The organism is Burkholderia sp. AU27893 (genome assembly GCF_002223205.1).
Taxonomy (GTDB): domain Bacteria; phylum Pseudomonadota; class Gammaproteobacteria; order Burkholderiales; family Burkholderiaceae; genus Burkholderia.
Genome location: NZ_NKFD01000004.1, coordinates 2,162,239 through 2,181,087 on the forward strand (window position 1 = coordinate 2,162,239; position 18,849 = coordinate 2,181,087).

16 protein-coding genes are annotated in these 18,849 nt (G+C 69.3%); 6 read left to right on the forward strand and 10 right to left on the reverse strand.

Translation table 11 applies throughout. The features are described 5' to 3' along the window. Positions 1–18: 18 nt before the first annotated feature. From CFB47_RS29540 to CFB47_RS29555, 4 genes are read right to left on the reverse strand one after another with little or no spacing between them, the layout of a single operon-like run. A complete protein-coding gene (locus tag CFB47_RS29540) occupies positions 19–783 on the reverse strand; it encodes an ABC transporter ATP-binding protein (protein ID WP_039354526.1) in 765 nt (254 codons plus the stop codon). After that, positions 780–1,637, reverse strand: coding sequence for an ABC transporter ATP-binding protein (locus CFB47_RS29545; protein ID WP_089463126.1), 858 nt, complete (start codon positions 1,635–1,637; stop codon positions 780–782). Before CFB47_RS29545 ends, CFB47_RS29540 begins: the two co-directional genes overlap by 4 nt. Before the next feature lie 11 nt (positions 1,638–1,648). Next, a complete protein-coding gene (locus CFB47_RS29550; RefSeq protein ID WP_089463127.1) occupies positions 1,649–3,460 on the reverse strand; it encodes an ABC transporter permease in 1,812 nt (603 codons plus the stop codon). Between the two features lie 40 nt (positions 3,461–3,500). Continuing rightward, positions 3,501–4,694, reverse strand: coding sequence for an ABC transporter substrate-binding protein (locus tag CFB47_RS29555; protein ID WP_089443208.1), 1,194 nt, complete (start codon positions 4,692–4,694; stop codon positions 3,501–3,503). A gap of 355 nt (positions 4,695–5,049) precedes the next feature. Between CFB47_RS29555 and CFB47_RS29560 the strand changes: the two genes are divergently transcribed. From CFB47_RS29560 to CFB47_RS29575, 4 genes are read left to right on the forward strand one after another with little or no spacing between them, the layout of a single operon-like run. Continuing rightward, entirely contained in the window at positions 5,050–6,066 is a 1,017-nt protein-coding gene (locus CFB47_RS29560) for a LysR family transcriptional regulator (protein ID WP_089457652.1), read from the forward strand. After that, complete coding sequence (locus CFB47_RS29565) at positions 6,063–7,493, forward strand: NAD(P)-binding domain-containing protein (protein ID WP_089463128.1); 1,431 nt, start codon at positions 6,063–6,065, stop codon at positions 7,491–7,493. Before CFB47_RS29560 ends, CFB47_RS29565 begins: the two co-directional genes overlap by 4 nt. A 45-nt stretch (positions 7,494–7,538) precedes the next feature. After that, positions 7,539–8,069 (forward strand): CMD domain-containing protein, encoded by a 531-nt coding sequence (locus CFB47_RS29570; protein ID WP_089463129.1) that lies wholly within the window; start codon positions 7,539–7,541, stop codon positions 8,067–8,069. After that, positions 8,066–8,659 carry a peroxidase-related enzyme gene (locus CFB47_RS29575; RefSeq protein WP_089463130.1) on the forward strand — a complete coding sequence of 198 codons (594 nt, stop codon included), beginning with the start codon at positions 8,066–8,068 and terminating at the stop codon, positions 8,657–8,659. The genes CFB47_RS29570 and CFB47_RS29575 overlap by 4 nt, the downstream gene beginning before the upstream one ends. Before the next feature lie 107 nt (positions 8,660–8,766). Here CFB47_RS29575 and CFB47_RS29580 read toward each other — a convergent pair whose 3' ends face one another. Both CFB47_RS29580 and CFB47_RS29585 read right to left on the reverse strand, forming a co-directional pair. After that, positions 8,767–9,465: an isoprenylcysteine carboxylmethyltransferase family protein gene (locus CFB47_RS29580; protein WP_089463131.1), complete on the reverse strand. Its 699-nt coding sequence runs from the start codon at positions 9,463–9,465 to the stop codon at positions 8,767–8,769. 401 nt (positions 9,466–9,866) lie between these two features. Next, positions 9,867–10,298: an Lrp/AsnC family transcriptional regulator gene (locus CFB47_RS29585; protein WP_039354504.1), complete on the reverse strand. Its 432-nt coding sequence runs from the start codon at positions 10,296–10,298 to the stop codon at positions 9,867–9,869. A 297-nt stretch (positions 10,299–10,595) separates the two neighbouring features. Here CFB47_RS29585 and CFB47_RS29590 point away from each other — a divergent pair, with 297 nt between their 5' ends. Further along, a complete protein-coding gene (locus CFB47_RS29590) occupies positions 10,596–11,675 on the forward strand; it encodes an ornithine cyclodeaminase (protein ID WP_089463132.1) in 1,080 nt (359 codons plus the stop codon). A gap of 59 nt (positions 11,676–11,734) precedes the next feature. After that, a complete protein-coding gene (gene ctlX / locus CFB47_RS29595; protein WP_089463133.1) occupies positions 11,735–12,739 on the forward strand; it encodes a citrulline utilization hydrolase CtlX in 1,005 nt (334 codons plus the stop codon). Between the two features lie 153 nt (positions 12,740–12,892). On the opposite strand, the gene CFB47_RS29600 is transcribed toward ctlX, so the two are convergent. The 4 genes from CFB47_RS29600 to CFB47_RS29615 form a co-directional block, all read right to left on the reverse strand. Beyond that, on the reverse strand, positions 12,893–15,637 hold the full coding sequence (locus tag CFB47_RS29600) for an Hsp70 family protein (protein ID WP_089463134.1): 2,745 nt from the start codon (positions 15,635–15,637) through the stop codon (positions 12,893–12,895). 5 nt (positions 15,638–15,642) lie between these two features. Continuing rightward, positions 15,643–17,484, reverse strand: coding sequence for an Hsp70 family protein (locus tag CFB47_RS29605; RefSeq protein ID WP_089463135.1), 1,842 nt, complete (start codon positions 17,482–17,484; stop codon positions 15,643–15,645). Then, a complete protein-coding gene (locus tag CFB47_RS29610) occupies positions 17,481–18,068 on the reverse strand; it encodes a DUF2760 domain-containing protein (RefSeq protein WP_089463136.1) in 588 nt (195 codons plus the stop codon). Before CFB47_RS29610 ends, CFB47_RS29605 begins: the two co-directional genes overlap by 4 nt. Positions 18,069–18,320: 252 nt before the next feature. Continuing rightward, positions 18,321–18,761 (reverse strand): Rrf2 family transcriptional regulator, encoded by a 441-nt coding sequence (locus CFB47_RS29615; protein WP_089463137.1) that lies wholly within the window; start codon positions 18,759–18,761, stop codon positions 18,321–18,323. Positions 18,762–18,849: the final 88 nt, after the last annotated feature.

Sequence of the window (18,849 nt, forward strand, 5' to 3'; positions counted from 1 at the left end):
GCCCCACCGCCCCACCCGCTACGCCGCCACCGCCTCCCCGCCGAGATACGCGTCGCGCACACGCTCGTCGTCGAGCAGCGCCTTCGCGGGCCCTTCGAGCACGACGCGCCCCGTCTGCAGCACGTACCCGTAATGCGCGATCTCCAGCGCGAGGCTCGCGTTCTGCTCGACCATGAACACGGTCACGCCCTGCCGGTTGATCGCGTCGATCAGTTCGAGCACCTTGTCGACGTAGAGCGGCGACAGCCCCATCGTCGGCTCGTCCATGCAGATCAGCTTCGGCCGCGCCATCAGCGCCCGCGCCATCGCGAGCATCTGCTGCTCGCCGCCCGACAGCGTGCCCGCGCGCTGCGTCAGCCGCTCGCGCACGCGCGGAAACAGGTCGAGCACACGCTCGTAGTCCTCCGCCACCGCCGCACGGTCGCCACGCGTGTACGCGCCCATCAGCAGGTTCTCGCGCACGCTCATGTCGCCGAACAGCCGCCGCGCCTCGGGCACGGCCGCGATCCCGCGCCGCACGCGCTGCGGCGTGGCGAGCGCCGTCACGTCGTCGCCGTCGAAACGCACGACGCCGCGGCGCGGCCGCATCAGCCCGAGGATCAGCTTCATCGTCGTCGACTTGCCGCTCGCGTTGCCGCCGAGCAGGCTGACGATCTGCCCGCGGCCGACTTCGAAGTTCACGTCGAAATGCACCTGCACCGGCCCGTAGAACGTGTCCAGGTGTTCGAGTTTCAGCAGCGCGTCGGTCATGGTCGTGTCGGGTCCGGAAGAAAGTGCCGTCATGCGGCCGCCTTTGCCGTGCGGTCGGCCGGCGCGCCGCCCGCATGCCGGCGGCCGAGGTACGCCTCGATCACGCGCGGATCGTGCCGCACGTCGCGCGGCGCGCCTTCGGCGATCTTCACGCCGTTGTCGAGCACCATCACGCGGTCGGACACGCGCATCACGAGTTCGAGCTTGTGCTCGATCAGCAGGATCGTCAGGCCGCGCGCCTTCAACGACTGGATCAGCTGCAGCATCTCGGCCGTCTCCGTCTCGTTCATCCCGGCCGTCGGCTCGTCGAGCAGCAGCAGGCGCGGATGCAGCGCGAGCGCGCGGCCGATCTCCACACGCCGCCGGTTCGCATACGACAGGCTGTGCGCCGGATGATCGATGCGCGGCGTCAGCCGCTCGCCGAACCCGGCGACGATCGCGCGCGCCTCGTCGCGCAGCGCGGCTTCCTCGCGCCGCACCGCCGCGGGCCGCACGAGCGCGCGCAGCACCTCGGCCGCCGCACCCAGCGCGGGCCAGCCCGGCCGCGCCGCGCGCAGCCGCGCATGCGCGCCGATCAGCACGTTGTCGAGCACGCTCAGATTGCCGAACACGCGGCCGTGCTGGAACGTGCGCGCGATGCCGAGCGTCGCGAGGCGCTCGGGCGCGGTGCCCGTGATGTCTCGGCCGTCGAACGTCACGCGGCCGGCATCGGGCCGGTCGGCGCCCGCGATCAGGTTGAACAGCGTCGATTTGCCCGCGCCGTTCGGGCCGATCACGCTCAGCAGTTCGCCTTCTGCGAGTGACAGGCTCGCGCCGTCGAGTGCGGTCACGCCGTCGAAGCGACGCGTCAGGCCCTGCACGTCGAGTAAAGGTCGGTTGGTGGTCATCGCATTCCTCCTCACACCGTGCCGAGCAGGCCCTGCGGCCGGAACCGGACCAGCAGCAACAGCACGAGGCCGTAGATCAGCATCCGGTAGTCGGCCGCCCAGCGGAACAGCTCGGGCAGCCCGATCAGCGCGATCGCACCGACGATGCCGCCGAGCACGTTGCCGAGCCCGCCGAGAATCACCATCGTCAATGCGAGGATCGACACCTGCGAATCGAAGGTCTGGTGGTTGATATAGCTGTACAGGTGCGCGGCGATCCCGCCGCTCACGCCGGCCGCGACGCCGCCGACCGCGAACGCGATCGCCTTGTAGCGGTTCGGGGCGATGCCGTGCGCACGCGCGGCGACGTCGTCCTCGCGCACCGCGCGCAGCGTGCGGCCGAGATGCGAACGCAGCAGCCGCACCTGCACGAGCGCGAACCCGACGAGCACTGCGAACGTGAACCAGTACGCGGCACGCGCAGTCGTCGCCCACGGCAGCGGCGCGATGCCGGTGATGCCGAGCGGGCCGCGCGTGAGGCCGTCCCAGTTCAGGATCACGAGGCTCACCACTTCGCCGATGCCGAGCGTCGCGATCGACACGTAGTGCCCGCGCAGCCGGAACGCCGGATACACGAGCAGCGTGCCGAGCACGGCGGTGATCACGCCCGCGCACGGAATCGTCACGGCCGGCGACCAGCCGAGATCCGACGACAGCAGCGCCGACGCATACGCGCCGATCACGAGCAGCGCCGCGTGGCCGAGCGAGATCTGCCCGACCGTGCCCGCCACCAGCGTGAGGCTCAGCGCGAGCAGCCCGTACAGCCACGCGTTGGTCAATGTCTGCAGCACGTATGGCGACGCGCCGAGCCACGGCAGCACGGCCGCCGCCACGACCAGCGCGACGAGTACCGGGCGCGGCACGCGCACGGCCTTCGCGGCCGCGAGGAAAGTGCCCGTCATCGGCTCGGGCGGCAGCGCGCGGTTCGCGCTGAACAGCCCGTTCGGCCGCCACACGAGGAACACGATCAGCAGCCCGAACGCGAACAGGTCGCGGTAGCTGGTGCCGAACAGCGCGACGCCGTAGCTTTCGACGAGACCGAGCAGCAGGCTGCCCGCGATCGCGCCCGGAACGTTGCCGAGCCCGCCGATCAACAGCGCGACCACGCCCTTCAGCGTGGCCTGGAAGCCCATCGCCGGATCGATGCTGTTGTAGTACATGCCGACCAGCAGCCCGCTCACGCCGCCGAGCGCGCACGCGATCGCGAACACGGTCTGGTTCACCCGGTCGACGTCGACGCCCATCTGCAGCGCCGCGTCGCGATCCTGCGCGGTCGCGCGCACGGCCCAGCCGAGCCGCGTGAAGCGCAGGAAGCCGTACAGCAGCGCGGCCGCCGCGATGCCGATGCCCGCGATCAACAGGTCGAGCGAGCCGAGCGTCGCGCCGGCGATCCGCACGTGCCAGTCGGGCAGCGGCGTCGGCACCGCGCGCGGGTCGGCGCCGAACGCGAGCTGCGCGAGCTGGTCGAGGATGAAGCTGATGCCGATCGTCGCGAGCAGCGGCGCGATGCGTGCCGCATGGCGCAGCGGCCGCAGCCCGATGCGCTCGATCGCGATGCCGAGCGCACCGCAGCCGACGACGACCGCCGCGAGCGCCGCCGGTAGCGGCAGCCCGAAGCGCGTCAGGCACAGCCAGCCGATGAACGCGCCGACCATGTAGACCGAGCCGTGCGCGAAGTTGATCAGGTGCGACACGCCGAAGATCAGCGCGAGTCCGACCGCGAGCAGCGCGTAGATGTTGCCGACGATGAGGCCGTTGAGCGTGTAGTCGAGCCAGGAAGCCATCACGATGCGTCCGTTACATGCATGCTGTTCAGGGCCGGGCTCAACGCGCGGCGAGCTGCGGTTTCGCGCCGTCCCACAGCGCCCACTGCCCCTGCTTCACGACCAGATACACGGTGCGTGCGCCCGCGACGCGGCGCGTCTGCGGATCGAAGCGCACCTTGCCGAAGATCACGCTCGGCACGTCGCTGATTTTTGCGAAGCCGTCGTGCGCGGCCTGGCGCGTCGTGCCGTAGCGGCGCAGCACTTCCGCCGACAGGATCAGCGCATCGTATGCACGCGCAACGAACGAATCGGGATCGGCGTGGAATTTCGCGCGATAACGCTGCACGAACGCCTGCACCTCGGGGCGCGGTTCGGCCGGGAAGAAGTTCGATTCCGTATAGACGCCTTCAACGGCCGTGCCGCCCAGTTCGAGGAACTTCGGCGAGTACACCGAACCGACCGCCGCGATCGGCAGCGTGAGCCCCGATGTACGCGCCTGGCGCACGATCTGCGCACCGTCGGCGTAGTACGAGATCAGCACGATCGAATCGGGCTTCGATTCGCCGATGCGCACGAGCGTCGAGCGGAAATCCTTCTCCGCCGGCTGATAGCCTTCGGCCGCGACGACCTGCGCGCCGAGCCCCGTCACGGCCTTCGCGAAGATGTCCTTGCTGGTGCGGCCCCAGTCGGTGTTCAGGTACAGCACCGCGATCCGCTTGAAGCCGAGTTCCTTCACCGCGTAGCGCGCGAGCAGCGGCTGCTCCTCGGCCTGGCTCAGCGCGGTGCTCCACAGATAGTCACCGCCCTTCGTGAAATCCGGATGCGAGTTGGTGAAGCCGAACTGGATCAGCTGCCCGCGCTGGTAGATCGGTGATGCGGCCATCGACGTCGCGCTCGAGAAGTCGCCCAGCTCGATCGCGATGCGCGGATCGGCGACGAACTTCTGCGCGATCGCCACCGCCTGGCGCGGGTCGCTGCGGCTGTCCTGGAAGTCGACGGCGAGCGGCCGGCCGTGAATGCCGCCGCTGCCGTTGATCTCGTCGAGCGCGAGATCGAAGCCGCGCTTCCATTGTTCGCCGTACTGCGCGTCCTGGCCCGTGAGCGGACCGCTCACGCCGATCACCACCGGCTCGCCCGACACGCCTGCCGCGAGCGCACCGCCCGTCGACAAGCCCCATGCGGCAGCGAGCGCCGCCACCGTGCCCAGCACGCGCCGCCATGCGCCGCGTGCGTCGTTCCCCGAAACGTTCATGCGTCCCCCAGCTTCAGTCAGTCGAAAAGAGTGAGGGCATGTAACCACCCGGTTCAGGACGATCCAACGAAGTTTTGCGCATATCGATATCGTGCGCGGCGCGAAGGGGTTGCTGCTCGCGAACGCTCGTCTGCACACCCTGCGTCGCGCGATGTGAAGGCATGCATCGCATCGCTTTGATTCGATTGGTGTTTCGTTCACGGCGCCGATCGCAACCCGCGTTCAAGCACGCGCGATCGTCTATCGCAACGATCGGGCGCTTCGCAGCTTTCGCGCTGTCGATAGCAAAAATCATTATATGAATCACGCATGCTCACACTCCTACAATGCGCAAATCGCATCATCGGAAGGTGTCATGGAGCTGCATCAACTCGAAGCCTTTTCCGCGGTCATGTCGGCAGGTAGCGTGACCGGCGCGGGCGAACTGCTCGGCCGGTCGCAGCCGGCCGTCACGCGGCAGATCCAGGAGCTCGAAGCCGATCTCGGCTACGCGCTGTTCGACCGGCACGGCCCGCGCGTCACGCCGACGCGGCGCGCATTCCTGCTCTACGAGGAAGTCGAACGCTCGCTGGTCGGCCTGCGTGCGATCGAGGCGCGCGCCCGGGCGCTCGGCGATGAAAGCGCCGAGCCCGTGCGCATCGCGGCAACCCCTTCGCTCGCGGCCACGCTCGTGCCAGCCGCGCTCGCCGCGCTGCCTGACGATGCGCAGGCGCCCCACTACCAGTTGCGCAGCGAATCGGCCGAGCATGTCGTGCACGAGGTGCTGGCCGGCACGGCCGATGTCGGCGTCGTCACGCTGCCGATGGCGCACGCGGGGCTCGACGTGCACTGGATCGCGCAGACGCCGTGCGTGGCCGTGCTGCCCGCCGGCGATCCGCTCGCGGCGCAGCCGCGCATCGCGCTGCGCGACCTCGCGCGCCGCCGCATCGTGACGGTCGCGAACCGCCACCGGCTGCGCCAGCGGATCGATGCGGCATTCGCGGCCGCGCGGGTCGATGCACGCGTGTTCATCGAAACCAATGCGTCGCTGAATGCGGTCATGGCCGCGCGTGCAGGCATCGGGATCGGCATCGTCGATCCGGCCACGGGCGTCGCACTGCCGGTGGAGGGCGTCGTCGCGCGCCCGCTCGACGTCGACATCCCGTTCGCGTTCGGCGTCGCGACGCCGGCCGGCAAGGCACGCACGTCCGCCGTCGATGCGTTGCTCGACGCGCTGCACCGTACGACGCGCGCGCTGCTCGACGACGTGATCTTCCACGACGCCGCCGCGCACGACGCGCTGCTGCGCGGCGACCGGCTGCGCGCCGAGCGTGCGCCGCGTGCGGCAACCCGCACGACGCGTGCACGCCGGACCCGCCCGGAGGCGGCATGACAACGACCGATCAATTGCACGCACTCGAAGCCCGGCTCGCGCAAGACCTGCGCTGGCTCGACCTGCCCGCTCCATCGTGGGTGCCGCCGCGTGAGGCCGACGGCACACGCGTGCTCGACGTCGCGATCGTCGGCGGCGGCATGGCCGGGCTTGCGGCTTCCGCCGAACTGCGCCTGCTCGGCATCGACAACCAGTGCGTGATCGACCGCGCGCCGGCCGGCTACGAAGGTCCGTGGGTCACGTTCGCGCGGATGGACACGCTGCGCTCGCCGAAGCAGCTCGCGGGGCCCGCGCTCGGCCTGCCCGCGCTGACGTTCCGCGCGTGGTTCGAAGCGCAATACGGCCGCGACGCCTGGGACGCGCTCTACAAGATTCCGCGCACGCAATGGATGGACTACCTGCGCTGGTACCGGCGCGTGCTCGACCTGCAGGTGCGCAACGACACCACGCTCGTCGCGCTGCGCCCGCGCGACGACGGCTTGCTCGCACTCGACGTGCGCGGCAACGGCGAAGCGCAGACGCTGCTCGCGCGGCACGTGGTGCTCGCCACCGGCCGCGACGGGCTCGGCGGCCCGTACGTACCGCCCGTCGCGCAACGCGCGCCGCGCACGCGCTGGGCCCATTCGTCCGAGCCGATCGATTTCGCGGCGCTCGCGGGCAAGCGGGTCGGCGTGGTCGGCGCGGGCGCATCCGCATTCGACAATGCGGGCACCGCGCTCGAAGCCGGCGCCGCACGCGTCGACCTGTTCTTCCGCCGCGCGGACATTCCGCGCATCAACAAGCTGACGGGCATCGGCAGCCCGGGCCTCGTGCACGGCTACGCCGATCTCGACGACACGACGAAATGGCGCTTCATGCATTACGCGCTGACGTCGCAAACGCCGCCGCCGCGCGACAGCGTGCTGCGTGTGTCGCGCCACGCGCAGGCGCATTTCCACGCGAACAGCCCGATCGAGACGCTCGCCGGACACGCGGATGGACTCGATGTGACGACGCCGCGCGGGCGCTACACGGTCGACTTCCTGATCTTCGCGACCGGCTTTCATTCGGACTGGACGACGCGCGCGGAATTCGCGTCGTTCGGCGCGCAGGTGCGGCGCTGGAAGGATCGTTACCGACCGGAGCCGGGCGCGTGGATCGACGAGCTCGCCGAGTCGCCCGATCTCGGCCCCGCGTTCGCGTTCCAGGAACGCGAGCCCGGCGCGTGCGCGGCCATTACGCGGATCCACTGCTTCAACCATGCCGCGAGCCTGAGCCACGGCAAGCTGTCCGGCGATATCCCGGCCATCAGCGCGGGTGCCAAGCGGCTCGCGTGCGGGATTGCGAGCCGGCTGTTCGACGCGGACCGCGATCGCCACTACGACGCACTCGTCGCGTATGCAAACGCGGAACTGCAAGGCGACGAATGGCACGATGCCGACGCATGAACACGCGTCCATCGATCACATTGACGACGAAGGAAACCCGAAACGATGACTGAATCCATCACGCCGGCCGATGCGCCGGACACTATCGACGCGGTGGCCGGCCTGCGCGATGGCGACGCCGTCGCCGCGCTGCGTCGCGCACGCGACAAGGTGCTGCGCCATACGCGGCTGAGCGAAGCGGCGCTGTTCGATCCCGCGTTGCCCGATCTTTCGTTGATCGAACGACTGCACGCGGCGCGGTATGTTGCAGAAAAATCAAACGCTCGCGTGCTGGCCGACACCTATCGCGCACGACTGCTCGATGCAGGCGGCACGCTCGACGATATCGCCCGCGCAAACGCCGATGCATTCGACACCTTGCCCCGCCGCCTCGGCGCGATCCTGTCGCATGCACGCCTGCTGACGCACTCGCCGGTCGATGCACGGCCATCCGATCTCGACGCGCTGAAGTCGGCCGGGCTCACGACGCCCGCGATCGTCGCGCTGTCGCAGCTCGTGGCGTTCGTCGCGTATCAGTTGCGCGTCGCGGTGGCCGCGCAGGCGCTTCAGGCACGTGCTGCAACGGAGGCCGCATGACGACGACCACTCACGGCTTCACGTCCGACACGCTCGGCTGGCGGGCATGGCTCGACACCGTGTCGCTCGATGCCGCGACGCCCGATCAGTTGGCCGTGCTCGAAGCGAGCCACTCGCAAGCGAAGACGTCCGACTATTACCTGCTGCTCGTCCATCTTCCCGAGATCCTGCGGCAACGCTCGGGCGTCTTCAACGCGATCATGTACGGCCCCGGCGGACTGTCGCGCGCGGAGCGCGAACTGGCGAGCACGGCCGTGTCGCGCGTGAACGGCTGCGTGTACTGCGCGTCCGTGCATGCGCAGCGCTTTACCCAGCTCGCGAAGCGCACCGATGCGATCGAGCAGGTGTTCGACGATCCGGCGACGGCCGGCACGACGGCGCGCGAACGCGCGATCATTCGCTACGCGATTGCGCTGACGGAGCGGCCCGACACGGTCGACGCGGGCGATATCGCCGCGCTGGAAGCCGAAGGGCTGACGCATGAGGAGATTCTCGACCTGTCGCACGCGGTCGCGATCTTCGCGTGGGCGAACCGGTTGATGCTGACGCTGGGCGAGCCGGTGTTTGCGGAATCGGCGGCCAGCGCCTGACCCTTCCGGGGCGCTGACCTGACGTGAACCGGCGGGCAAGGCTGCGCCGGGTCTCACGCCCAGGCGCGTCGCCTAGGGTCGGGCATGGCGAGCTTTCGGCATGCCCGTCAGAACACGCCCGGAATCAGTCGATATCGAACCTGCGACTTGTACGCACGATAAGCTTCGTCTTCCGACAGCACACGTTCCTCCAGCACGATTCTCCCGATCTGCAACAGCATCCAGGCGCCGATCGTGACCAGGTTTCGGGTACTGAAATTGCTGAGCAGGAAACCGATTTCAGACAGCAGGTAACCGGCATAGATCGGATGACGCACGAAGCGGTACGCACCGGACGACACGACCCCGCGGTTGGCCGGCAGCAGACCGAACGAGCGCCCCAGCGACAGCTTGGCGAACAATTGCCACACAATCCCGATAATTTGAAAGCCGCCCCCGGCCCACTCCGGAATCAGGTGGGTACTGGCGGTCAGTTGATAGGCGAGGCAATAGAACGAACCGCCGATCGCAGAGCACACCGAGACGGGATGCCAGTCCCGTCGTCTGGGCAATTTTGCAAAAGCCGAGAATCCGACGGTCAGTACGGCGGAAACCAGCAGCAGGATCAGCGTGATCCGGCCCGGGTTCACTCGCCACTGCAGATAGATCGCATAGGCAAACAGGCCCAGCACCGTCACCGAACACACGCGAGCGCCGAGCTCGATCAGATTGATCCGCTCCGATTCGTCGCTGGCCGTCGCGTGCCCTGCCGGCGTACCTGGCGCGCACGTTCCCCGTCCCCTTGCATCCCGTATCGCTTGTGCCATGTTATTGATTTGTAATTTATTAAGGACTTTTGCATTACCTCGCATTACCGTTTCAGACTAGCACGCCCGCTCGACTACCGAGTGGCAAAGTTTTGACTTTCTGACATTCATTAGCGTAATTCCCGAGCCATGGGTCAAACCAGGGCCTGCCCGGCGGTTCACGGCTCGTATCGTGCGCCGCGCGGACAGGATCATCTACGTCGTGCGCAAACGATTGGCTGTTACGCCGGGTGAAACACCGGCCCGCTTTCAGCTCGCGATGTCGTGATTGAAATCGAAATCGGACAACGGCGCGACGCGGCACATTCCGCGCCGACCGCCTTGATTCGCCACCGCTACGTGACCGATCCAGCCGCGGCCGGGCGCTTTGGCGGCAATGCAGCCAGCTCGCCCCGCCCGCATCACGCCTTGTGCGTCGACAGCAAAATGCTCGTCTCGGTATTCGCGATCCCGTCGATCAGCCGGATCGCGCCGAGCACGCGATCGAAGTGCTCGAGCGAATCGGCATGCAGTTCGGCGACGAGATCCCAGCGCCCGTTGGTGCTGTGGATCGACGCGACGTTCGGATGCCCGCGCAGCACCTTCACCACTTCCGCGCCGCGATTGCCCTGCACGGCGATCGACATCAGCGCGCGGATCCGGTGCCGTTCGGCCGCCGGCTTGAGCCGCACCGTATAGCCGACGATCACGCCGTGCTTCTCCAGCCGCGTCAGCCGGTTCTGCACGGTTGCGCGCGCGACGCGCAATTCCTTCGCCAGCGCGACGACGGGCAGTCGCGCGTTGTCGCGCAGCAGCGCGATGAGCTGCCGGTCGACGTCGTCGAGCGTGATCATGAACGAGCCTTCCTGTTGAACGTGAACCGGCCGCCAGCGTGCCGGAGTTTTCGCCTATCGACCCGCGCAACTTGGTCAAACCGCCATATCAGGCCAGCAATTTGCAAAGTCTATCGATAAATCTGCCACTTTTGCCGTCTTTTTGTTGGCTCGACTCGCCGAAATAATGACGCTATCGACCGGCGAGATGTGCCGCACCGCCGCTTCCAGCAAGCCGGAACGCGCGCCGAAGCACCGCGCGGTCGACCAGAACGCCAGGGACACCCGTACCGGCACTGAGCATATGGAGACAAACGCATGACCCGCTTCCTCGACGTTCCCGCCACCGCCCGACTGATCGCCCAGACCGGCGTCACGACGTTCCTCCGCGAGCTCGTCGACGCGCTGCGCGCCGATTACCTGCACTGGGCCGACTTCGACAAGTCGCCGCGCGTCGCGTGCCACTCGCGCGACGGCGTGATCGAACTGATGCCCGTCGCGAACGCATCGCTGTTCGCGTTCAAGTACGTGAACGGCCACCCCGTCAACGCCGCGCGCGGGATGCACACGGTGATGGCGTTCGGCGCGCTCGCCGAAGTCGATACCGGCTACCCGCTGCTGCTCGCCGAACTCACGCTGACCACCGCGCTGCGCACGGCGGCGACGTCGGTGCTCGCCGCGCAAGCCCTCGCCCGCCCCGATTCACGGACGATGGCGCTGATCGGCAACGGCGCGCAGAGCGAATTCCAGGCGATCGCGTTCCACACGCTGCTCGGCATCGACGAAATCCGTGTGTTCGACGTCGATCCGCACGCGACCGACAAGCTCGTGCAGAACCTCGCCGCCTACCCGGCGCTGCGCGTGGTGCGCGCCGCGTCGACCGCCGACGCCGTGCGCGGCGCCGACATCGTGACGACCGTCACCGCCGACAAGGCCTACGCGACGATCGTCACGGCCGACATGATCGAACCCGGCATGCACCTGAACGCCGTGGGCGGCGATTGCCCGGGCAAGACCGAACTCGAGGCCGGTGTGCTGCAGGCGGGCCGCGTGTTCGTCGAATTCGAGCCGCAGTCGCGCATCGAGGGCGAGATCCAGCAGATGCCGGCCGACTTCCCCGTCACCGAGCTGTGGCGCGTGCTGCAGGGCGAGACGACCGGCCGCGAACGCGCGGACGAAGTCACGGTGTTCGACTCGGTCGGCTTCGCGCTCGAGGATTACTCGGCGCTGCGCTACCTGTATGCGCTCGCGCAGCAGCACAACGCGGGCGTCGAGATCGCGCTGATTCCGCCGGCCGTCGACCCGAAGAACCTGTTCGCGCTGATCGACGACCCGGCCGCGATCGCGCAGGGTCACGCGGCGCACGTGACCGAAGCCGTCGCCGCGTTCGCGCGCTGACCGTCATCCCCGGGCGGGCCGTGCGCCGCCCGGCCCGTTGCCTTTCGTTCCTGCCTTCCATGAATCTCGTATCGATCCAGGCACCGGCCGCCGTCGTGATGATCCGGCCGCACCGCTTCCGGCCGAACCCGCAGACCGCGGCCGACAACGCGTTCCAGCGCACGGCGACCGGCGGTGGCACACCAGACGCATCGTCGGTATCGGCCGCCGCGCGCGACGAAGTCACGGCCGCCGCGCGGACGCTCGCCGATGCGGGCGTGCGCGTGCACGTGTTCGACGACCACGGCGAGCGCGACACGCCCGACTCCGTGTTCCCGAACAACTGGTTCTCGACGCATCCGGGCGGCCACGTCGCGCTCTATCCGATGTTCAGCGCGAACCGGCGCCGTGAGCGGCGCGCGGACGTGATCGAGATGCTGAAGGCCGAGTACCGCGTGCAGGACGTGATCGACTACTCGGGCCTCGAATACGACGACGTGTTCCTCGAAGGCACCGGCGCGATGGTGCTCGACCACGTCGCGCGGATCGCGTACACCGCGCGTTCGCGCCGCGCCGATCCGGTCGCGCTCGAGCGCTTCTGCACGAACTTCAATTTCGAGCCGATCTGCTTCGATACGGCCGATGCGAACGGAAAGCCGATCTATCACACGAACGTGATGATGAGCGTCGCGACCGAGTTCGCGATGGTCGGCCTCGAACTCATTCCCGACCGCCGTCGTCGTGACGAGATCGCGCAACGGCTGGCCGAAACGGGCCGCACGGTGATCGCGCTCGATGCCTCGCAGATCGCGAATTTCGCGGGCAATACGCTGGAATTGTCGGGCAAGGAAGGGCGTGTGCTCGCACTGTCGCGGCGCGCGTACGACTGCCTCACGCCGGTACAGCGCGCGACGATCGAGCGTTCGGCACGGCTGCTGCCGCTCGATGTGCCGACGATCGAACTGGCCGGCGGATCGGTGCGCTGCATGCTGGCGGGGATTCATCTGGCGCGGCGGGCGGTGGCGCCGAACGTGATAGCCGCGGAATTGGCCGCATCGCCATGCGAGACGATCCCACGGATGTGACCGACGGGCTCACAACGCACAAACGGCTGCCGATGCGATGCAACGGCAGCCGTTTGCGTATTCGAAGAACGTTGAATCGGCGAGCGCCGGCCCGCATCGGCAACGCCGCGCAATGCTCCGGTATCCGAATGATGCCGGAGCACACCGGGCTGCTCACCCCGCCAGCAACTTCAACCCCGCCGGCAGCGTTTCGCCGAACACGCGCACCGTGTCGGCTTCGTCGAACGCGATCGCCTCGCGCACCATGTCGATCCACGCCGCCGATGCATTCGCGGCCGACAGGCGCTTGATCACGGCCTGGCGTGTGTCGTCCGGCAAATCGCGCGAACGGTCTCCGGTCATCCGCGCGATCTGCGCGGCCGCGAACGCCGCCGGCTCGACCTGTTTCCAGTCGAGCGCGAACAGCGCATCGAGCCAGCCGGTGGCGACGTCCGCCGGCACGACGCTGTGCGCGCTGCCGTAGAACGGCCGGCGCGCACCAATGCGTCCGAGTGCCCACGCGCACAGCGTGCGCTCGGCCGGCTTCTGCAATTGCGCGATCAACCGCTCGGCCAGCTCGACCTTGCGTTCGACGGGCAGCCGTTCGAGCGACGCGGACAATCGCGTCATGTCGGCCGGCCCGACCTTGCCCGGATCGAACGGCAGCTTGCGCCGCTTGTCGTCGGTCGGTTCGAGGAACGCGATCGCGTCGCGCACCTGCGTCTGCGCGTCGTCGTCGAGGCCGCCGGCCACGCGCCGCCACAACGTCCACCACTCCGACCACACCTGAGCGTCGGTCACATACTGAATCCCGTCGTCGAACAGCGGCCACAGCTGCTCGATGCGCCATGCATCGAGCGGATGCCCGAAGCCCGGACGCAGGCAATAGCCGGCCAGGTTCAGCCACGCACGTTCGTGATCGGCCGAGCGCCGGCGGCGCCGCGCGCGTGCCAGCAACGCGTCGAACAATTCACGCGCGAGCGCGACGTCCCACTCTTCGCGCGCACCGAGCACCTGCTCGAGCTGCGCGCGCAGCCGGCGCGTGTCTTTCGGCGTGACACCGGCGGCCTTGCTGCCGAACGAGCGCTCGATGAGTTCGAGCGCCTGGTCGAGCCGCGGATGGCGCGCGAGCGCAGCGTCGTCGCCCTGCGCGGGCGTATCGCCGCGCAACTGGAATTCGAGCCGCCAGCGGCGCGCCGCATCGTCGGTCGCGATGCAGTGCATTTCGAGCGTGCCGACTTCCGTCAGCGACGCGGTGAGCTTCACCGGGGTTTCGCGCGCATCACCGCCCGCTTTCGCGTCGACGACCGTCGCGATCGGCGGAAGTCGCACGAAATCGCCGCCGTCGAGATCGACGAGATCGCCGGGCCGATACGCGGTGTCGGCCACCGTCGACACGAGGTGGAAACGCACCGGCTGCCCGAGTTGCAGCGCGAACGTGCGATCGTCGAGCCGGATCTCGTGGCCCTCCTCCGTGCCGCGCGGCAGCAGGCACACGCCACGCGCGGCCGCGCCTTCGACGCCATCGTCGAGCACGAGGAAATAGCTGCGCGCGGACCCGCCGCCGATGCGCGGCGCATACCCGGCGCGCGCGAGCCCGTAGGCCACCGCGCCGCGCGCGACCGCGACGTCCGGATGCGCGTTGTGCAGCACGTCGAGCGGCGCACCGCGCCACGCGCCAAGCGTCTGCGCGAGACGGCCGGCGAGCGCGCCCGCGCGGAACACGCCGCCGTTGAGCAGCAGCGTGTCGGGCAGCGGGCCTTCCGCATGCCGGTTCAGGAACGCGGCGACGTGCCGCGTGACGGCCGCGTCGCTCGCATACGGCAGCCCGCATTCGACGATCGCGGCGCGCGCACGGCGCGGCAGTTCGCCGGCTTCGACCTGCGGAAAGAAACCGTCGACGACGATCTGCTCGACTTCCTGCCGCGTCAGCTCGGCCGAACGCGCGCCACCGACAAGCTTGCTGCCCGCGCCGAGCAGCGTGACGTTGACGGATTCGGGGGCATCGTCGCCGAGCAGCCGCTCCTTCGCGGCACGGCAACGCTCGACGAGCTGCGACAGGCTCGCGGCGGACAGCCGCGTGCCGGGCTCGGTCAGCCGCGACTCGACCAGGCGCGCGAGCGCGAGGTCCATGTTGTCGCCGCCGAGCATCAGGTGGTTGCCGACGCCTACGCGCGTGAACGTCGGCTCGCCGTCGCCGCCCGGCGCGACATCGACGAGCGTGAGATCGGTCGTACCGCCGCCGACGTCGCAGATCAGCACGCGGCGCGCAGCGGCAAACGTCTCGCGCAGCGTGTCGCGCTGCCCGTACAGCCAGTCGTAGAACGCGGCCTGCGGCTCTTCCAGCAGCCGCAGCGCGGGCAGCTTCGCACGCCGCGCGGCCTCGACCGTCAGCGCACGCGCGCCATCGTCGAACGATGCGGGCACCGTCAGGATCACGTCCTGCTTCGCGAGCGGTGCATCGGGAAAGCGGGCATCCCACGCGTCGCGCACATGCGCGAGATAGCTCGCGCTCGCATCGACCGGCGACACCTTGTCGACGCCGTCGGCCGCGCCCCACGGCAGGATCGCCGCGAGCCGGTCGACCGACGCGTGCGACAGCCAGCTCTTCGCGCTCGTCACGAGCCGGCCCGGCACCTGCGCGCCGAGCGTGCGCGCGTAGCGGCCGATCACGGCCGGTGTCGCACCGGCCGCGCTCGCTTTCGCGTGGGCCGCCCACGGCAGCCGCAGCGTGTCCGGCGGCAGCTCGCCCGCCGCCGGGTGATAGCGCACCGACGGCAGCAGCGGCTGCGCGGCCACCGCGCCGGGGCCGACCAGCTGCTCGACGTCGAACACGCGGATCGCGTCGGAACCGGCCTCGACGTACGCGACGACCGTATTGCTCGTGCCGAGGTCGATCCCGACCGTATAGCGCTTCATCGCGCTCAGGCGGCGCCGCGCACGTCGAACTCGACCTTCCAGCGCTCGTCCGTGCCGCTCGGGATCGCCTCGAGTTCGAGCGTACCGGCTTCGGTCACGCGCGCATGCAGCTTCACCGGCACGACCTCGCCGACGGTGCGCCCTTCGGCGGGCAGCGTCGCCTGGATTTCCTCCAGCTCCTGCAGCTCTTCCGGCGACCAGTAGTCGAGCAGCGTGCCGACCTGGTCCTGACGGCGCACCGACGACCCGAAGAAGCGGAACTGCACCGGTTCGCCGACGACGAGGCCGAACTCCTGCGGCGGCAGCGCCGCGTCCGAGCCTTCCTCCATCCCGAACGGCGCGACGCACAGCGCCTGCACCGGCGGTTCGAGCCCCGGCACGGCCGGCATTGCCGATTCGATCGCGACGTAGTACGCACGCGCCGTGCCGCCGCGAATGCGCACGCCACGGCCGCGCTTCACGTAGCCGTAGTACGCGGCGCCGCGCGCGACCGCGAGATCGAGATCCGCGCCTTCGAGCAGGCGCGCGGGCGGCGCACCTTCGGCGGCGAGCCACCCGTTGAGCGTATCGAGCACGCGCTGCGTGAGCAGCGTCGACTTGAACACGCCGCCGTTGAACAGCACGGCGGTCGGATGCAGGAACGTCGCGCCCTGCGGCAGCGTGCGCTGCACGCCTTCGAGCGAATCGAGCGCCGCGACCTGGCGGCCGAGGAACGCCGCGAGATGGCGCGTGATGCCCGCGTCCTGCGCATACGGCAGGCCGAGCTGCGTCAGGCCGACGCGCGCGCGGCTCACCGGGCGCGCGGCCGCGTCGACTTGCGGGAAGAAGCCCTCGAGGATCGTCTGCGTGAGTTCCGCGCGCGTCAGCTCCGTGCGGATCGAGCCGCCGATCAGCTTCGAGCCGCGGCTCGGCACGACGAGCGGCACCGCATCGGTCGTCGGGTCGGACAGCAGCGTTTCCTTCGCGGAACGGCATGCGTACGTGAGCGCGCGCAGTTGCCACGGATCGGCCTGCGTGCCCTGCTGCGCGAGCTTGCGCGCGACGACATGCGCGAGCGCGAGGTCCATGTTGTCGCCGCCGAGCAGGATGTGCTCGCCGACCGCCACGCGATGCAGTTCGAGATTGCCGTCGCGCTCGACCACCGCGATCAGCGACAGGTCGGTCGTGCCGCCGCCCACGTCGACGCACAGGATCAGGTCGCCGACCTGCACCTGCTTACGCCAGCCGCCCTGGCTCTTCTGGATCCAGCTGTACAGCGCGGCCTGCGGCTCCTCGAGCAGCGTCATCCGCGAGTAGCCGGCGGCGCGGGCGGCCTCGGCCGTCAGTTCGCGCGCGGCCGGGTCGAACGACGCGGGGATCGTGACCGTCACGTCCTGGTCGGCGAACGGCGCGTCGGGATGCGCGTGGTCCCACGCTTCGCGCAGGTGCGTCAGGTAGCGGATCGAGCTTTCGAGCGGCGACACGCGCGCCACTTCCGGCGGCGCATCGCTCGGCAGGATCGCCGCGCGGCGATCGACGCCCGGGTGGCACAGCCAGCTCTTCGCGCTCGACACGAGGCGGATCGGCGTGCCGGCACCGCGCGTGCGCGCCATCTCGCCGACCGCGAAGCCGCGCGAGGCCGTCCACGGCAGCGTCAGGTCGCCCTGCGTGAGTTCGCTTTCATGCGGCAGGTAGAGGAACGACGGCAGCAGGTCGCGCGACTCCAGCGCGCCGGGCGCGGTGAGCTGCGCGATCGGCAGCACCTGCTGCGTGATGGTTTCGCCGTCGCTCGCGGCGCTGTCGACGTACGACAGCGCGCAATGGGTCGTCCCGAGATCGATACCGATCGAATAGCGCGGATCGCTCACAGTTCCACCTCCGCCGGTGCGACGACCGACGCGTCATGGCTGCCCGTCAGCTTCGGCAGGCGTACGTCGGCGACCCGCCAGCCGCGATGGCTGACCGTGCCCGTGAACGGCGCGGCGCCGACCACGTTGCCGGTCACGCGCACGGCCGTCGCGTCGAAGCCGGCCGGCAGCGTCACGCGGCTGCCTTCGGCTTCGTCGCGCACCGGCACGATCGTGAAGTGTTCGCGCAGCGCGGCACGGCAGCCGTCGTGCACGAGGCGTGCGGCCGCGCCGATGTCGGCGTCCGCGTAGCCGGCGATGTCTTCCTCGACGAAGTCGATGAAGCGCGCATCGCGCTGCAGCAGGCCGAGCAGTTGCAGCGCAGCCTGCGGGCTCGCTTCGCGCAGCTCGGGCGCCGGCGCCTTCACGGGCGCGGCGACAGGCGCCGGGGCCGGGGCCGCGGCGGGGGCCGGCGCGACCGGTGCCGGGGCGCCATCGCGCACGCGCAGCACACCGGCCGCGAACTCGCGGTTACCGAGCACGGAGAAGAACGTGCCGACGGCCAGCGACAGCCGGCCGAAGAAGGACAGGTTGGATTCGGGCATGGGGTCTGGACTCCTGTGGGCTCGCGACAGGGCGAGCGTTTCTTGCCTGGGCGCCGGGCGACGGCGTGCGGATGGCGCACCGCCGCCGACCGGCGCGTGATTCGGTCGCGCCCTCGCGGGTGCGGAAAACCCGTATTTTGCCCTGTGGCGGGCGAACCGGGCAGAAGTTGGGGGACAGAACATCGCGGTGCAGCGTTTTCGGCCGCGTCGGCGTGCGCTTTGCGCGACGCCCGGCCGCGATGCTGCGGCGCGTCAGCGCGGCTTGCGCCGCTTCGCGTGTTTCGCCTCGAAATCGCGCGACAGCATGCCGAGCGTGACTTCGCCGAAGCGGGCGAGCAGCGTCGTCTCGGCCTCCTTCAGCGTGGCCGACAGGTGCGCGTTGACGGCCTGCTCGACCAGGCATTCGGCCTCGTCGTCGGTCACCAGATCGGAGAACAGCGGCGGCTCGCCCACCGCGCGATAGACGTCGAGCAGCGTGATGTCGTCGAGCGCGACGCTCAGCACCCAGCCGCCGCCATGCCCCTTCTCCGACTGCACGTAGCCGCAGTCGCGCAAGCCGCCGAGCAGGCGCCGCACGACGACCGGGTTGGTGCCCAGCATCGTCGCGATCGCTTCGGACGTCATCGGGCCGTCGGCCTGATCCATGTGGATCAGCGCATGCAGCATCCGCGACAAGCGGCTATCGGTTCTCACGGGCGGCGCTCCCCTCTCTCGAAACTTTTGAAGTTGCGTGAATGATACCATCGCCCTATCATGCAACTTCTCGTGTTTCGTGAGTTGG

Coding starts and splice junctions, on each gene's coding strand:
- CFB47_RS29585 (WP_039354504.1), bottom strand. CDS start 10,298: ATGATCACGCTCGACGACGTCGACCGGCAGCTCATCGCGCTGCTGCGC.
- CFB47_RS29545 (WP_089463126.1), bottom strand. CDS start 1,637: ATGACCACCAACCGACCTTTACTCGACGTGCAGGGCCTGACGCGTCGC.
- CFB47_RS29560 (WP_089457652.1), top strand. CDS start 5,050: ATGGAGCTGCATCAACTCGAAGCCTTTTCCGCGGTCATGTCGGCAGGT.
- CFB47_RS29600 (WP_089463134.1), bottom strand. CDS start 15,637: ATGAAGCGCTATACGGTCGGGATCGACCTCGGCACGAGCAATACGGTC.
- CFB47_RS29550 (WP_089463127.1), bottom strand. CDS start 3,460: ATGGCTTCCTGGCTCGACTACACGCTCAACGGCCTCATCGTCGGCAAC.
- CFB47_RS29580 (WP_089463131.1), bottom strand. CDS start 9,465: ATGGCACAAGCGATACGGGATGCAAGGGGACGGGGAACGTGCGCGCCA.
- ctlX (WP_089463133.1), top strand. CDS start 11,735: ATGAATCTCGTATCGATCCAGGCACCGGCCGCCGTCGTGATGATCCGG.
- CFB47_RS29610 (WP_089463136.1), bottom strand. CDS start 18,068: ATGCCCGAATCCAACCTGTCCTTCTTCGGCCGGCTGTCGCTGGCCGTC.
- CFB47_RS29555 (WP_089443208.1), bottom strand. CDS start 4,694: ATGAACGTTTCGGGGAACGACGCACGCGGCGCATGGCGGCGCGTGCTG.
- CFB47_RS29575 (WP_089463130.1), top strand. CDS start 8,066: ATGACGACGACCACTCACGGCTTCACGTCCGACACGCTCGGCTGGCGG.
- CFB47_RS29590 (WP_089463132.1), top strand. CDS start 10,596: ATGACCCGCTTCCTCGACGTTCCCGCCACCGCCCGACTGATCGCCCAG.
- CFB47_RS29570 (WP_089463129.1), top strand. CDS start 7,539: ATGACTGAATCCATCACGCCGGCCGATGCGCCGGACACTATCGACGCG.
- CFB47_RS29565 (WP_089463128.1), top strand. CDS start 6,063: ATGACAACGACCGATCAATTGCACGCACTCGAAGCCCGGCTCGCGCAA.
- CFB47_RS29540 (WP_039354526.1), bottom strand. CDS start 783: ATGACGGCACTTTCTTCCGGACCCGACACGACCATGACCGACGCGCTG.